The sequence below is a fragment of the bacterium genome (genome assembly GCA_020440705.1).
Classification (GTDB): domain Bacteria; phylum Krumholzibacteriota; class Krumholzibacteriia; order LZORAL124-64-63; family LZORAL124-64-63; genus JAGRNP01.
In genome coordinates this window covers 1-15,700 of sequence record JAGRNP010000092.1, presented here as the reverse complement: position 1 = coordinate 15,700, position 15,700 = coordinate 1, and the positions used below count along the sequence as shown (strand labels likewise).

Below are 15,700 nucleotides of genomic sequence, written 5' to 3'. Positions count from 1 at the left end.
CTCGTCGACGGCCTGGACATGGCCTTCTTCGGCTTCGCGCCGACGCTCGACGCCACCGTGCCCCAGACCTTCCCGGTGCAGGCGGCCGACACGGAGCGCACGGCCGATCTGCTGCTGCTCGTGGCCAGCGTGGGCGAAGACCGGCCCAACCGCATCCTCGTCACCACCAGCGCCGGCCAGCAGGTCTTCGACGACGCCCTCGGCAACGGACCGGGCCTCGCCTGGGACTCGCTCGTGCTGCCGGTGACGGTGCCGGCCGGCGACACCGCGGTGACGGTCGAATTGGTGAGCCTGGACACCACCGATCCCCTCGGCGCGTCGCTGGGCTGGGTCGCCGCCGGCCTGAGCCTCGCCGCCCCGCCGGCCGAGGCCGTCGACATCACGGGCACCGTGTACGTCGACGCCGACCGCGACGGCGTGCAGGGCGAGTTCGAGGACGGCATCCCGCAGGTGGTCGTCGACGTGACCGACGCCGCCGGCGCCACCGTCGCGGTGACCACCGACGCGGACGGCCGCTGGACCTTCAGCGGTCCCGCCGGCGCCTACACCGTGCAGGTCGACACCCTGGCCCACGCGGGCAGCTTCAACGAGGACCTGCGGGCCAACTTCGCCGCCACGACGCCCCTGGTCGTCACGGCCGAGGGCCCGGCGGACGGGATCGACTTCGGCTTCGTGCCCGACGTCGAGGCCATCATCGCCGACCTGGACGTGGGCGAGCTGATCTCCGTGGCCCGCCCCCTCAGCTACTGGCAGAAGGTCTTCCGGCGGGCCGTCATCGCCGAGCACAGCGGCCGGGTCGCCGGCGGGCACGACCACGACCGCGGTGGCCACGGCCGCGGCGGTCGCCACGACGACGATTGCGGCGAGGGCTGGGGCCACGACGAGAACTACCCCGGTCCGGACGAGCTGCGCGCGCTGCTCGACGTCATCGCGGGCCTGTACCAGCCCGATCCGTACGTGTTCACGCCGGGCCGGGAGCTCGAGGAGGCCTACGACCTGCTCAAGCGGCGGCCGCGGGGCGTCGAGGCCGAACTCCTGCGCGAGCTCTTCGTCACCGAGCTGAACTACGTCGCCGATTCGGGCCTCGACCAGGAGACCGATCGCCTCGGCGTGCTCATCTCCTGGGGCGAGACGCTGCTGGTGACCCCGTTCATCGACGATCCCCTGGCCAAGGGCTTCGTGGGCGACATCGACGGCGCCATCATCGTCTTCCGTTCGATCAACACCGGCGGCGGCGGCGGGGTCGACGAGTAGCACCCGACCACCGCGTCGCGACGACGGACGAGGGCCCCCGACCGGGGGCCCTCGTTTCGTGCCGGGGGCCGGGGACGCCTGTTGACCGGCCCGGGGGCGGGGGCTACTATGCAGGCGGTTTTGGGACGATGCGCTCAGCCCCTCACTGGTGAGATCGTCAAGAGTTCCGCCCGGAGTTCCCGAAGGAGCCGTCATGGACAACAAGACCCTGCAGGACCTCCTGCTGGAGTTGATCCGCCGCACCTCGACCGACCTGCCCGAGGACGTCCGCAAGGCCCTGCACAAGGGCCTGCGCAAGGAGATGAAGGGCTCGTCCGGCCAGTACGCCCTGAAGGTCATCGACGACAACATCGCCATGGCCGCCGAGAAATCGCAGCCCCTCTGCCAGGACACCGGCACGATCATCTGCTACGCCGACCTGCCCGCCTGGTGCGACGAGATCACCTTCCGCAAGGCCTACGAGAAGGCCGTCGTGAAGGCCACGAAGCTCGGCTACCTGCGCCAGAACTCGGTCGACTCCATCACGGGCGTCAACTCGGGCACCAACCTCGGCCCGGGCAGCCCGAGCTTCCATTTCCATCCGGCGAAGGGCAAGGCCCTGACGGTGAAGATGATGCTCAAGGGCGGCGGCTGCGAGAACGTGAGCACCCAGTACAGCCTGCCGGACACGCGCCTGGGCGCCGGTCGCGATCTCGCGGGCGTGCGCAAGTGCCTGCTCGACTCGGTGGTGCAGGCCCAGGGCAAGGGCTGTGGACCGGGCATCCTCGGCGTCTGCGTCGGCGGCGACCGGGGCTCGGGCTACATCGCGGCCAAGGAGACCCTCTTCCGCAAGCTCGACGACACCCACGAGGACAAGACCCTCGCCAGGCTCGAGAAGCAGATCATGACCGAGGCGAACAGCCTCGGCATCGGTCCCATGGGCTTCGGCGGCGAGACCACCGTGATCGGGGTCAAGATCACCCACCGCAACCGGGTGCCGGCCTCGTTCTACGTCTCGGTCGCCTACATGTGCTGGGCGTTCCGGCGCCAGGGATTCCAACTGAGCGAAGGCGGGAAGATCACCCGCTGGCTCTACTAGGGAGGTCGGATCATGCTGCTGGAAGCGCCGTTCACCGAAGAGAAGATCCGCGCCCTGAAGGTGGGGGACATGGTCGAGATCACCGGCCTGGTCTACACCGGCCGCGACGCGGTCCACAAGTACCTGCACGACGGCGGCAAGCCGCCCGTCGACCTGAAGGACAGCATCATCTACCATTGCGGTCCGGTCGTGGTGAAGGAGGGCGGGAAGTACGTCGTCAAGGCGGCCGGCCCCACCACGAGCATCCGCGAGGAGCCCTACCAGGGCCCGCTGATGGAGCAGTACGGCATCCGCGCCGTCATCGGCAAGGGCGGCATGGGCCCCAAGACCCTCGAGTACTGCCAGAAGGTCGGCGGCGTGTACCTGCACGCCATCGGCGGCGCGGCCCAGGTCCTGGCCGAGCGCGTGGTGGCCGTCGAGGGCGTGCACATGGAGAAGGAGTTCGGATCGCCGGAGGCGATCTGGGAATTCCGCGTGGAGCGTTTCCCGGCCGTGGTGACCATGGATTCCCACGGCGGTTCGCTGCACGCGCAGGTCCTGGAGAGTTCGGGCCGCAGGCTCGGCGCGATCCTGGGCTGACCCGAAGGAGCACCATTTGCAGAACGACACACCCCTGCTGACCGTCCCCGGGCTGCTGAACATCCTGTACCGGGGACGGTTCACCATCCTCATCCTGACGGCCCTCGGCCTGGCGGCGGGGATCGGCTACGGCATCGTCGTCAAGCCCCTCTACCGGGCGACGGCCCAGGTGCGGCCGGGCGTGGTGAGCTACAATCCGAACGGCCTGCCCAACCGCGAGTGGGCCCTGCAGGACATCACCACCTGGTTCGACGGCTTCCTCTACTGGCGCGACCTGAAGGAGCTGCCGCCGTTCCAGGCGGCGAAGGGGCGGCCGGTCATCCGCGCCACCTACATCCCGAGCCTGAATTTCGTCGCCGGCGGCAACGTGATCACCCTGACCAACCTCTCGACCGATCCGGGCCTGGCGGCGCTCACCCTCGACGAGTCGATCAAGGCCTTCAACCGGCAGGCGCGGGCCGACAGCATGGGCAGCTCGCTGTACCTGACGCTGCGCCGCGGCGAGGCCCAGATCCGCAAGCTGCGCAACGACATCGACCTGGTCGGCGCCAAGGCCGAGCGCGTGGAGCTGGACATCGCCGAGAGCGAGCGGCAGCTGACGATGATCGACCTGCGCGACCAGGAGCTCGACCTGCAGATCCAGCGGCGCCAGGCGGAGATCGCCTGGATGACCGAGGCCGTGACCACGGCCCGCAACCATGTCGTCACGGCCGGTCGGCGCCTGGCCGACGCGGAAGCCATGCTGGCCGTGGCCGTGCGCACCGAGCAGGAGAACGCGGGCGGCACACCCCCGGCCGGCGGCGATCCGCTCGTCGAGGTGCTGAAGCAGTCGGCCACCCGCGAACAGGCCGGGCGGGTCGGCGAGCTGCTGCTGACGGTCAACGGGCTGGAGAACTTCATCGCGTCCCAGGCGGTCAGGGCCGACAGCCTCGAGTCGCGCGTCAAGTCGAACGAGCTGGAGATCGGGCGCCTGCGCCTGGTGCGCCAGATCGACCTGGCCAAGCAGCGCGCCGACGTGGGCCAGAAGATCCGCGACCTGAACATCACCCTCGAGCGCGACCTGCCCCACGAGCGCGAGGTGCTCACCTCCGAGCTGGAGACCGAGCGCATCAAGGTCTCGCTCATCTCGCCGCTCGAGCGCATCGGCACGATCAACGTCACCGAGAAGCCGGTGCGGCCGCGCAAGTCCCGGGCCGCGATCATCCTGACCTTCCTGGCCTTCTGCGGGTCGGTCTTCCTGGTCCTCGTCTGGGAGTACCTGCGCAACAACCGGGAGGCGATCATGGCGCCCCGGTCACCCCGTCCGTAAGGATCGACCATGACGAACCTCTCCAGGCCGGCCGCAGCCGCGGTCGGCATCCTGCTGGTCCTGGCCGGCTGCGGCGGCGAGCGGGGCCCCGTGTGGGTCGAGCTCGAACCCGGCCTGAGCTACGCCGACTCGATCGTCGGCACGGGCACCGAGGTGCGGCCGGACGACTACGTGGTCGTCCACTACACCGGCTTCCTGTGGGCCGACGGCGCCCGCGGCGCGCGCTTCGAGTCGTCGGTCGATGCGGGCGAACCCATCGACTTCCCGCTCGGGCGCAACATCGTGATCGCCGGCTGGGAGAAGGGCCTGCCGGGCATGCGCGCCGGCGGCCGTCGCACCCTCCTCGTGGGGCCGGAGCTCGCCTTCGGCGCCGTGGGCAATCCGCCCCTGATCCCGCCCGACGCCACCCTCTGCTTCGACATCGAGCTGCTGGCCGTGCCGCGGGTCGAGGTGCAGGTGACCGAAGCGGGCGACGGACCGGTGGCGGAGCTGGGCGACAACGTCAGCGTCGAGTACACGGGTTGGCTCTGGCAGGACGGCGCCGCGGGCGCCGAGTTCGCCTCGTCGCGCGATCGCGGCGCGCCGTTCCGCTTCACCCTGGGCGCCGGGCAGGTCATCGCGGGCTGGGACGCCGGCATCCCGGGGCTCGCCGCCGGCACGCGGGCGCGGCTCGTGATCCCGGCGGTGATGGGCCACGGCCGGGAGGGGTCACCGCCGACGGTTCCGCCCGCGGCCGACCTCGTCTTCGACATCGAACTCGTTGAAATCGCGGGCAAGTAGTTTGTCGGGGCGAAGTTTCGCGGGAACGGGCTTGCACGGCCACGCCCTCTCTGCTAGAATTCGTCCGATTTCAGGGCAGACGCCCCACGGTGGGCGTCTGCTCTTTTCCGGTCCCGGCGTCCAACTGAGAAGCCGGAATCAGGCCCCGACCGTCCACCCCGTTCATCTTCCTGCAGGAGGAAAAGCGTGATCTACCTCATTCCCGCCGCCGGAGTTCTGGCGCTGGTGTTCGCCCTGTTCAAGGCCAACTGGGTCAAGGCGCAGGACGCCGGTGACGAGAAGATGCGGACCATCGCCGGCCACATCCAGGAGGGCGCCATGGCCTTCCTCAACCGCGAGTACCGCGTGCTGGCGATCTTCGTGATCGTCGTGGCCGCGCTGCTCGCGTTCGGGAACGCCAAGCTGGCCAGCAGCCACGCCGTGATCGGCGTCAGCTTCGTGCTGGGCGCCTTCGCGTCGGCCCTGGCCGGCTTCTTCGGCATGAAGATCGCCACCCTGGCCAACGTGCGCACCACCCAGGCGGCCCGGACGGGCCTGAACACGGCCCTGGCCGTGGCCTTCTCGGGCGGCGCCGTGATGGGCATGGTCGTCGTCGGTCTCGGCGTGCTGGGCCTGAGTCTCCTGTACATCATCTACACGCAGGTCTTCGCCGACTGGGACACCGAGCGCCTCCTGCAGGTGATCTCGGGCTTCTCCCTGGGCGCCAGCTCGATCGCCCTGTTCGCCCGCGTGGGCGGCGGCATCTACACCAAGGCGGCCGACGTCGGCGCCGACCTGGTGGGCAAGGTCGAGGCCGGCATCCCCGAGGACGATCCGCGCAACCCCGCCGTCATCGCCGACAACGTGGGCGACAACGTGGGCGACGTGGCCGGCATGGGCGCCGACCTCTTCGAGTCCTACGTGGGCTCCATCGTCGGCTCGATGATCCTCGGCGTCGGTTTCGCCGCGGCCAACGGCATCCCGGTCTTCAACGCGATCATGCTGCCCCTGGTGCTGGCCGCGGTCGGCATCGTCGTCTCGATCGTGGGCACGTTCTTCGTGCGCGTGAAGGAGGGCGGCAACCCGCAGGCGGCCCTGAACATCGGCACCTTCGGCGCCGGCGCCATCATGGTCGTCGCGTCGTGGTTCGTGATCGACATGATGCTGGCCCAGGGCGCCATGGGCGTCTTCCTGGCCACCGTGGTCGGTCTGGCCGGCGGCATCGCCATCGGCGTGATCACCGAGTACTACACCGCCGAGGACAAGAAGCCCGCCCAGGGCATCTCCAAGCAGAGCGAGACCGGTTCGGCCACCAACATCATCGCCGGCCTGGGCCTGGGCATGAAGTCGACCGCCCTGCCGATCATCGTGCTGGGCGTCGTCATCCTGGTCGCCTACAAGTACGCCGGCCTGTACGGCATCGGCATCGCCGCGCTGGGCATGCTCTCGACCACGGGCATCCAGCTCGCCGTCGACGCCTACGGTCCCATCGCCGACAACGCCGGCGGCATCTCCGAGATGGCCGGCCTCGGCGCCGAGGTCCGCGCCCGCACCGACAAGCTCGACGCCGTGGGCAACACCACCGCCGCCATCGGCAAGGGTTTCGCCATCGGTTCGGCGGCGCTGACGGCCCTGGCCATGTTCAGCGCCTACCAGCACATCGTGAAGCTCGAGAGCATCGACCTGCTCGAGCCCACGGTGCTGGTCGGCCTGCTGCTCGGCTCCATGCTGCCCTACCTGTTCTCCAGCTTCGCCATGGACGCCGTGGGCCGCGCCGCCTTCTCGATGATCGAGGAGGTCCGGCGCCAGTTCAAGACGATCCCCGGCCTGATGGAGGGCACCGCCACCGCCGACTTCCGCAAGTGCGTGGACATCTCCACCGCCGCGGCCATCCGCGAGATGATCGTGCCCGGCCTGATCGCCGTGGCGGCGCCGGTCGTGGTCGGCTTCTTCGGCGGCACGGAGATGCTCGGCGGCCTGCTCGCCGGCGTGACGGCCTCGGGCGTGCTGCTGGCCCTGTTCCAGTCCAACGCCGGCGGCGCCTGGGACAACGCCAAGAAGCACATCGAGGGCGGCCACTTCGGCGGCAAGGGCTCCGAGGCCCACAAGGCCGCGGTCGTGGGCGACACCGTGGGCGATCCGTTCAAGGACACCGCGGGCCCCAGCCTGAACATCCTGATCAAGCTGATGTCGGTCATCAGCGTGGTGATCGCGCCGCTGCTGGTGAAGTAGCGGTTCGCCGACGTCGCGATCCACGGGGCCCGCTGTCTTCGGCAGCGGGCCCCGTTTCGATTTCACGGGGTCCCGCCGGGACCCGTTGCCGGGAGGGAACCCATGCGCCGCTCCGTTCGGATCCTGCTCGCCCTCGCCATGCTGCTCCTGGGCGCCGGGTGCTCCCGGCAGCCGGCCCCGTCCGATCCGGTGCCGCCGCACACCACCTTCACCATCGCTTCGGCGATCCTGGGCGAGGAGCGGGTCATCAACGTCTTCCTGCCGCCGGCCGCTGCCGACAGCACGGCCGCCCTGCCGGTGGTCTACATGCCGGACGGCGGCGTGCAGGAAGACTTCCCGCACATCGCCAACACCCTGGCCGAGCTCGTGGCGGCCGGCGAGATCGCCCCGGTCATCCTGGTGGGCATCGAGAACACCGCGCGGCGCCGCGACCTGACCGGGCCGACCACCGTCGAGAGCGACCGCCGGATCGCCTCGGTGGTGGGGGGCTCGGCCGCCTTCCGCGCCTTCATCGCCGAGGAGCTCATGCCCGCCGTCGCCGCGCGGTACCGGGTCACCGACGACCGCACGATCATCGGCGAGTCGGCGGCGGCCCTGTTCATCGTCGAGACGTTCTTCCTGCAGCCCGACCTGTTCGACCGCTGGATCGCCATCAGCCCGGCCCTGTGGTGGAACGACCACGAGTTGTCCCGGCGGGCGGCCGTGCGGCTGGCGGAGCGCAGGACCGGGCCCCAGCGCCTCTACCTGACCTGCGCCGACGAGACGGACATCGTGCCCTGGGTGGAGGAACTGGCGGCGGCCCTGCGCACCGCGGCGCCGGCGGACCTCGCCTGGACCTACGATCCGCGGCCGCAGGAGAAGCACACGACGATCTTCCGGGCGACCAAGGCCGACGGATTCCGGGCGGTGCTGCGGTGACGCGACGGGCCCGTCCTCGCGGGAGGACGGGCCCGACAAGGCGCGGTGCGGCGGCGGCTAGTTGAAGGTCACCGTATGGGTGTGGCCCGCCGAGGTGGCTGACACCGTGGCGACGGTGGTCCCGCCGGCGACGTCGCCCACCTGGGCCGCATCGAGGGCCACGGTGTGGGTGTGGCCGTTGCCCGTGGTGAGCGTCAGGGTGACGGCCGCGCCGGCGTCGAGTTGCGCCCCGGTGATCGTCACCGTGTGCCCATGGTTCGTCCCGATCGCACCGCTGACGTCTCCGGTCCCGGCCGGCGCTGCGGGATCGTCGTCGTCGCCGCAACCGCCCAGGGTGATCGCCACTCCGGCCCAGGTCGCGACCAACCCGGCGTTCCGCAGAAATTCACGTCGTTCCAAGTCCGTTCCTCCCGGCTCGAGAATCGTTCTGGCCAGCGCCCCCGTTCAAAACTAGGATAAGGTCAATCCGGAATTGTCGGCAAGACCCGAGTCGGAGGAGTTCCCATGGCCAAGCTAGGCGACATCGAGGCCTACATCGCGGCGCACCCGGCGTGGGCTGCGTCCCTGACGACGCTGCGCGAGGTGCTGTGTCGGGAAGGCCTGGAGGAGACCATCAAGTGGGGCTCTCCGGTCTACTGCCTCGCGGGCAGGAACGTGGTGGGGCTCGGCGCCTTCAAGAGCTACGTGGGCCTGTGGTTCTTCCAGGGGGCCCTGCTCGACGATCCGGACGGGGTGCTGGTCAACGCCCAGGAGGGCAAGACCCGGGCCCAGCGCCAGTGGCGCTTCGGCCCCGCCGACCGGATTCCCCGGACGAAAGTGCGGGCCTACGTGCGCGAGGCGATGGAGAACCAGCGCCGGGGCCGGGAGATCCGGCCCGAGCGGGGCCGGCCGGTGGACGTTCCGGCCGAACTGGCCGCGGCCCTGGCCGCGGACCCCTCGGCGGCGGGGGCATTCGCGGCCCTTTCCGCGGGTTGCCGCCGGGAGTACGCCGAGCACGTGGCGGAGGCCAAGCGCGAGGAAACGCGCCGACGTCGCGTCGCGAAGATCCTGCCCCTGATCAGGGAGGGGGCGGGGCTGAACGACCGCTATCGCCGCTGACCACAGCCCGAACGGTGCCGCGATCGGGCCGCTTTCCCCGTCCCGGACACGAACCGCATCCGCGGGCGGGCTGCGCCCCCGCTCCCTCTCCGCGCGATAATCAAAAAAAACTGCAACTGTTCCTTGCGTCTGGGACCATTTCGGTATAGTTTTCAGCACGTAAAGAGTACCCATTGAGTACTATATGATCTGGAAAACGCGGTAACCCCGCTTGCGGAATGTGGTTACGAGAATGCTCAAAGTCAGCAAACTTACGGATTACGGCATCGGCCTGATGGCCAGCCTGGCGCGGCAGGAGTCGGCGAAGCCGGTGACGGCCCGCGACCTGGCGGCGGAGACCGGTCTGCCCCTGCCCACGGTCAGCAAACTGCTCAAGACCCTGTCGGGGGCCGACCTGCTGAACTCGACCAGGGGCGCCGCCGGCGGCTATGCCCTGGCGCGACGGCCCGAGGACATCTCCCTGGCCGAAATGTTCGAAGCCCTCGAGGGCCCCATGGCCCTGACCGAGTGCTCGGGCACCGACGGCGGCGGTTGCGAGATCGAGTCGACCTGTGGTCTGAAGCCCAACTGGAGCTGGATCAACCAGGAGCTGCTGAAGACGCTGCGCGGCATCTCGCTGCGCGCCATGGCGGGCTCGGTGATCCACGAACTGGCGCCCCTGCGGCCGACGCCGGCGCTGCGGGCCCTGCGCGCCAACGACGACGTCGACGCCGGCGACGCCGATCTGCACAACGACGAGGTGGCGATCTGACATGGAATCCCAGCCGCTGACGCCGTCCCCGGAGCAGACGCATCCCGGGACTCCCGACGAGAAGAAGATGCTCGAGGAGCTCTCCGCCAAGGAATACGAGTGGGGCTTCGTGACCGACGTGGAGGCCGACACGGTCCCGCCCGGCCTGAACGAGGACGTCATCCGCTACATCTCGGCCATGAAGAACGAGCCCGCGTGGCTGCTCGAATTCCGGCTGAAGGCCTTCGCCCACTTCCAGACCATGGCGCCGCCCCGCTGGCAGAAGCCGCAGTTCCCGCAGCCGGACCTGCAGGCCATCAGCTACTACTCGGCGCCGAAGAAGAAGTCGGAGAAGAAGTCGCTCGATGATGTCGACCCGGAGATCCTGGCCACCTACGACAAGCTGGGCATCCCGCTGCTGGAGCAGAAGCGCCTCGAGGGCGTGGCGGTCGACGCGGTCTTCGACTCGGTCTCGGTGGCGACGACCCACCAGGAGAAGCTCGAAGCCGTGGGCGTGATCTTCATGTCCTTCAGCGAGGCCGTCGAGCGCCATCCCGAGCTCGTGAGGAAGTACCTCGGCAAGGTCGTGCCGCACACGGACAACTACTACGCGGCCCTCAACTCGGCCGTGTTCACCGACGGCTCGTTCGTCTACATCCCCAAGGGCCTGCGCTGCCCGCTGGAGCTGAGCACCTACTTCCGCATCAACGCGGCCAACACCGGCCAGTTCGAGCGCACCCTGATCGTGGCCGACGAGGGCGCTTACGTGAGCTACCTCGAGGGCTGCACCGCGCCCCAGCGCGACGAGAACCAGCTGCACGCCGCCGTGGTCGAGCTCTACACCCACGACGACGCCGAGATCAAGTACTCCACGGTGCAGAACTGGTATCCGGGCGACAAGGACGGCAAGGGCGGCATCTACAACTTCGTCACCAAGCGCGGCCTGTGCGCCGGCGACCGCTCGAAGATCTCGTGGACCCAGGTCGAGACCGGGTCGGCGATCACCTGGAAGTACCCGAGCTGCGTGCTGAAGGGCGACGACTCCATCGGCGAGTTCTACTCGGTGGCCCTGACGAACATGCACCAGCAGGCCGACACGGGCACCAAGATGATCCACCTCGGCCGCAACACCCGCTCGAACATCGTCAGCAAGGGCATCAGCGCCGGCCGCGGCGACCAGACCTATCGCGGCCTGGTGAAGATCGGCAAGAACGCCCACGGCGCCCGCAACTTCACCCAGTGCGATTCGATGCTCCTGGGCGACCGCTGCGGGGCCCACACCGTGCCCTACATCGAGTCGCGCAACAGCACGGCGCGGGTCGAGCACGAGGCCACGACGACCAAGATCGGCGAGGACCAGATCTTCTACTGCAACCAGCGGGGCATCGACACCGAGGACGCGGTGTCGCTCATCGTCGGCGGCTTCTGCCGCGAGGTGTTCCAGGAGCTGCCGCTGGAGTTCGCCGTCGAGGCCCAGAAACTCCTGAGCGTGAGCCTCGAGGGCTCGGTGGGATAGGGCGGCGTGGCCGCCGAACGGAACCGATTCGTCCGGAATCAAGGAGAAAGACCGACCATGCTGCGCATCGAGAACCTGACCGCCAACATCGGGGACAAGCCGATCCTCAAGGGCATCGACCTCGCCATCAAGCCCGGCGAGGTGCACGCCATCATGGGTCCCAACGGTTCGGGCAAGAGCACGCTGAGCCAGGTGCTCGCCGGCAACGAGACCTTCGCGGTGACCGGCGGTTCGGTCACCTACAATGGCCGCGACCTGCTCGAGCTGGACGCCACCGAGCGCGCCCTCGAGGGCATCTTCCTCGCCTTCCAGTACCCGGTGGAGATCCCGGGCTTCAGCAACGAGAAGTTCCTGCGCACGGCCCTGAACGCCCAGCGCCGGCACCGCGGCGAGTCGGAACTCGACGCTTTCGACTTCAACCAGCTCGCCCAGGAGAAGATGAAGCTCCTGCAGCTCGACCCGGGCCTCATGGGCCGCTCGCTCAACGTCGGCTTCTCCGGCGGGGAGAAGAAACGCAACGAGATGTTCCAGATGGCCATGCTCGAGCCGAGCCTGGCGATCCTGGACGAGACCGACTCCGGGCTCGACATCGACGCCCTGCGCATCGTGGCCGAGGGCGTCAACGCCCTGCGCGGCCCCGAGCGCTCGGTGCTCATGATCACCCACTACCAGCGCCTGCTCGACTACATCGTGCCCGACTTCGTGCACGTGCTCGCCGGCGGCCGCATCGTCCGGTCGGGCGGCAAGGAATTGGCCCTGGAGCTCGAGAAGCACGGCTACGGCTGGCTCGAGGAGGCCGCCGCGGGCGGGGAGGTGGCCCGGTGAGGACCGCCGCCGCCGACAAGACGATGACCTACCGCGAGCTCTTCCGTCGCACGCGGGAGTCCGAGCCGGCCTGGACCCGCTACGCCGCCCGCCGCGAGGACGCCCTGGACCGCCTGGTCCGCGACGGCCTGGACGTGCGTGGTCGCGAGGACTGGGTGCACGGCGATCCGGGTGCCCTGGCGGGGGGCGAGGCCCTGCCCCGCCACGGCGCGGTGGCCTCGCTGCAGGCCGCGGTGCTGCCCTCCCTGGCCGAGTCCCATCTGCTGGTCTTCGTGGACGGTGTCTTCGCGCCGGACGTGTCCCGCCTCGGCGACCTGCCCGACGGCGTCGTGCTGCGGTCCCTGGCCGCGGTCGATGAGACCGACGCGCTGGGTGCCGTGCTGGGCGACGACACCACGGGCTTCGCGGCACTGAACGACGTCTTCTGGCGCGACGGGCTGCTGCTCGACGTGCCCGCCGGCGTGACCGTGGGCCGTCCGGTGGAACTCGTCTTCGTCCATGGGCCGGACAGCGGCGCGGGCGTCGTGCCCGTGCGCAACGTCGTGCGGGTGGGCGACCGGGCCGTCGTGACCCTCGTCGAACGCTTCGCGCCGGGCCGCGCGGGCATCGCCGAACAGCCCCTGACCGAGATCGTCTGCGGCGCCGGCGCGCGGGTCGACCACGTGAAGCTCGTGGTGGGCGAGGCGGCCGGCGAACACGCCGGGGCCACCCACGTGCGGCAGGACGCCGACAGCGCGTACCGCAGCTGGGAGTTCGCCACCGGCGGCGCCCGCGTGCGCCGCGAACTGGCTCTGGAACTCGCGGGCAGCGGGGCGGCCTGCGTGCTGAACGCCCTCTACATGGGCGACGACGACCAGCGCTTCGACATGCGCACGCGCGTGCATCACGCCGCGCCGGGCTGCCGCACCGAGGAGCTGTACAAGGGCATCCTGGACGGCCGGTCGCGCGGCGTCTTCGACGGCCAGATCCTCGTGGCCCGGGACAGCCAGCAGACCGACGCCCACCAGACGAACCGCAACCTGCTGCTCTCGGACGACGCGGTCATGAACAGCATCCCGCGCCTGGAGATCTACGCCGACGACGTCAAGTGCAGCCACGGCTCGACGACCGGCCAGATCGAGGAGAACGAGCTCTTCTACCTGCAGGCCCGGGGCTTCAGTCTCGAGGAGGCGCGCACCTGGCTGGCGTGGGCCTTCGCCAGCGAGGTCATCGACGCGGTGCCCGTGCCGGCCCTGCGCGAGGAGCTCGCGGCCATCGTGACGCGCTCCCTGCACGCGGTCGATACGAGCCTGCTCGGGGGGCGGGGCTGATGGCGCCGGTTTCCGGCATTGGCGGGGTCCGGGGACGCGAGCGCCTGCGCTCCGGCGCCGTGCGCGCCGACTTCCCCCTGCTGGCCGACGAGGCGAATGCGGGCCTGGTCTTCCTGGACAGCGCCGCCAGCGCCCAGAAGGCCCGGCCGGTGCTGGACGCCGTCGACGACGTGTACCGGAGCCACTACGCCAACATCCACCGCGGCGTGTACCGGCTCAGTCAGGAGGCGACCCAGCTGTACGAGGCGGCGCGCGGCAAGGTGCGCGATTTCCTCGGTGCGGCCCACGACGACGAGATCGTCTTCGTGCGGGGCGCCACCGAGGGCCTCAACCTGCTGGCGCATTCCTTCGTCGCGCCGCGCCTGCGCGAGGGCGACGAGGTCCTCGTCACCGAGATGGAGCACCATTCGAACCTCGTGCCCTGGCAGATGCTGTGCGCCCGCAGCGGCGCCCGCCTGACCTGGGTGCCCCTGACCGACACCGGCGAGCTCGACCTCGACCGGCTGCCCGGGCTGCTGACCGACCGGACGAAGGTCCTGGCCATCACCCACGTCTCCAACGCCCTGGGCACGGTCAATCCGCTCGCCGGGATCATCGCCCTGGCCCACGAGCGGGGCGTGCCCGTCATCGTCGACGGCGCCCAGGCCGTGCCCCACGTGCCGGTCGACGTGCAGGCTCTCGACTGCGATTTCTACGTCTTCTCGGGCCACAAGATGTACGGCCCGACCGGTGTGGGTGCCGTGTACGGCAAGCGTGCCCACTGGCGCGGCATGGAGCCCTGGCAGGGCGGAGGGGACATGATCCTCTCGGTGACCATGGCCGGCAGCACCTGGGCCGACCCGCCGGCGCGCTTCGAGGCCGGCACTCCGCACATCGCCGGGGCCGTGGGCCTCGGCGCCGCGATCGACTACATGACCGACCTGGGCGTGGCCGAGATCGCCGCCTGGGAGCACGAATTGGTGGCTGCGGGCACCGAGCTCCTGGCCGGCGTGGCGGGTCTGCGCCTGATCGGCACCGCGGCCGCGAAGGCGGCGGTCTTCAGCTTCGTCCTGGACGGGGTGCATCCCCACGACGTGGGCACCTTCCTCGACGCCGACAACATCGCCGTCCGCACCGGACACCACTGCGCCCAGCCGGTCATGGACCGCTTCGGGGTCCCGGCCACGACCCGGGCCTCGCTGGGGCTGTACAACACCGTTGCCGATCTCGAGGCCCTGGCCGCGAGCCTGCAGCGCATCCGAAAGTTCTTCCGCGTATGAGCGACCTGAGGGATCTCTACCAGGAACTGGTGCTGGACCACGGGCAGCACCCGCGCAACCACCGGCCCATGCACGACTGCGATCACGAGAAGGGCTGCCTGCACCGCGAGGGCTACAACCCCCTCTGCGGCGACAAGCTCACGCTCTACGTGAAGAAGGCCGCCGACGGCACCCTCGAGGATCTCTGCTTCGAGGGCAGCGGCTGCGCCATCTTCACCGCCAGCTCGTCGATGCTCACCGAGGTCCTCAAGGGGCGTCGCACCGAAGAGGTGCGGGCGATCCTCGACGAGTTCCTGGGCATGCTGACCAGCGGCGAGAAGACGCCCGATCCGGACGGACTCGGCAAGCTGGCCGTCTTCGGCGGCGTGAAGGATTTCCCGGCGCGCGTCAAGTGCGCCACCCTGCCCTGGCGCGCCCTCGAGGCGATCCTCGCGAGCCAGGGCGATCAAGCGACGGGACCGGACGGTGCCGTCGACAGCAACGACGACGAGGTGGGCTGAGCCCGCCATCGGCATAGACACAGGAGAGACCGACCATGCCCTATCCCGAGGAGATGGTGGCCCCCATGCGGGCCGAGCTGACCACCGCCGGCGTGCAGGAACTGCGCACGCCCGCCGAGGTCGACGCGTTCTTCGCCGCCAAGGACGGCACCGCGCTGGTGCTGGTCAACAGCGTCTGCGGCTGCGCCGCGGGCAGCGCCCGTCCGGCCGTCAAGGCGGCCATCGGCGGCGTGGTGCGGCCCGACCGGGTCGCGACCGTGTTCGCCGGCCAGGACCTCGAGGCGACCGCCCGCGCCCGGGAGCTCTTCGGCGACGTGCCGCCGAGCAGCCCGA

Annotated in this window: 13 protein-coding genes and 2 pseudogenes; 14 read left to right on the top strand and 1 reads right to left on the bottom strand. The window is 69.9% G+C overall.

The genetic code is table 11. The annotated features are described in order from the left end of the window. From KDM41_13120 to KDM41_13095, 6 genes and pseudogenes are all read left to right on the top strand, one after another. The coding region (locus KDM41_13120) for a hypothetical protein (GenBank protein MCB1184368.1) at positions 1 to 1,254 on the top strand (1,254 nt) is incomplete at its 5' end. 193 nt (positions 1,255 to 1,447) lie between these two features. Beyond that, positions 1,448 to 2,911: pseudogene (locus KDM41_13115) on the top strand (fumarate hydratase). A gap of 16 nt (positions 2,912 to 2,927) precedes the next feature. After that, positions 2,928 to 4,220 (top strand): hypothetical protein, encoded by a 1,293-nt coding sequence (locus KDM41_13110; protein MCB1184367.1) that lies wholly within the window; start codon positions 2,928 to 2,930, stop codon positions 4,218 to 4,220. 9 nt (positions 4,221 to 4,229) lie between these two features. After that, the gene (locus KDM41_13105) at positions 4,230 to 5,000 is read left to right on the top strand and encodes an FKBP-type peptidyl-prolyl cis-trans isomerase (protein ID MCB1184366.1); all 771 of its coding nucleotides are present in this window, start codon (positions 4,230 to 4,232) and stop codon (positions 4,998 to 5,000) included. A gap of 186 nt (positions 5,001 to 5,186) precedes the next feature. Next, a complete protein-coding gene (locus KDM41_13100; GenBank protein MCB1184365.1) occupies positions 5,187 to 7,211 on the top strand; it encodes a sodium-translocating pyrophosphatase in 2,025 nt (674 codons plus the stop codon). Between the two features lie 102 nt (positions 7,212 to 7,313). Continuing rightward, the gene (locus tag KDM41_13095; GenBank protein MCB1184364.1) at positions 7,314 to 8,129 is read left to right on the top strand and encodes an alpha/beta hydrolase; all 816 of its coding nucleotides are present in this window, start codon (positions 7,314 to 7,316) and stop codon (positions 8,127 to 8,129) included. A 57-nt stretch (positions 8,130 to 8,186) separates the two neighbouring features. Here the strand turns inward: KDM41_13095 and KDM41_13090 are convergent, their stop codons facing one another. Continuing rightward, positions 8,187 to 8,528: a hypothetical protein gene (locus tag KDM41_13090; GenBank protein MCB1184363.1), complete on the bottom strand. Its 342-nt coding sequence runs from the start codon at positions 8,526 to 8,528 to the stop codon at positions 8,187 to 8,189. Between the two features lie 105 nt (positions 8,529 to 8,633). Between KDM41_13090 and KDM41_13085 the strand changes: the two genes are divergently transcribed. The 8 genes and pseudogenes from KDM41_13085 to KDM41_13050 all read left to right on the top strand — a co-directional run. Then, positions 8,634 to 9,227 (top strand): YdeI/OmpD-associated family protein, encoded by a 594-nt coding sequence (locus KDM41_13085; protein ID MCB1184362.1) that lies wholly within the window; start codon positions 8,634 to 8,636, stop codon positions 9,225 to 9,227. Positions 9,228 to 9,459: 232 nt separating this feature from the next. Beyond that, a pseudogene (locus KDM41_13080) lies at positions 9,460 to 9,998 on the top strand (SUF system Fe-S cluster assembly regulator). Beyond that, positions 9,980 to 11,473, top strand: coding sequence for a Fe-S cluster assembly protein SufB (gene sufB, locus KDM41_13075; GenBank protein ID MCB1184361.1), 1,494 nt, complete (start codon positions 9,980 to 9,982; stop codon positions 11,471 to 11,473). Before KDM41_13080 ends, sufB begins: the two are co-directional and overlap by 19 nt. A gap of 57 nt (positions 11,474 to 11,530) precedes the next feature. Then, the gene (sufC, locus tag KDM41_13070; GenBank protein MCB1184360.1) at positions 11,531 to 12,298 is read left to right on the top strand and encodes a Fe-S cluster assembly ATPase SufC; all 768 of its coding nucleotides are present in this window, start codon (positions 11,531 to 11,533) and stop codon (positions 12,296 to 12,298) included. Further along, on the top strand, positions 12,295 to 13,608 hold the full coding sequence (gene sufD, locus KDM41_13065) for a Fe-S cluster assembly protein SufD (protein ID MCB1184359.1): 1,314 nt from the start codon (positions 12,295 to 12,297) through the stop codon (positions 13,606 to 13,608). The genes sufC and sufD overlap by 4 nt, the downstream gene beginning before the upstream one ends. Next, positions 13,608 to 14,867 (top strand): cysteine desulfurase, encoded by a 1,260-nt coding sequence (locus KDM41_13060; GenBank protein MCB1184358.1) that lies wholly within the window; start codon positions 13,608 to 13,610, stop codon positions 14,865 to 14,867. Before sufD ends, KDM41_13060 begins: the two co-directional genes overlap by 1 nt. Beyond that, positions 14,864 to 15,367, top strand: a complete 504-nt coding sequence (locus KDM41_13055; GenBank protein ID MCB1184357.1) for an SUF system NifU family Fe-S cluster assembly protein — start codon at positions 14,864 to 14,866, stop codon at positions 15,365 to 15,367. Before KDM41_13060 ends, KDM41_13055 begins: the two co-directional genes overlap by 4 nt. Before the next feature lie 35 nt (positions 15,368 to 15,402). After that, on the top strand, positions 15,403 to 15,700 hold a 298-nt coding region (locus KDM41_13050; protein ID MCB1184356.1), incomplete at its 3' end, for a BrxA/BrxB family bacilliredoxin.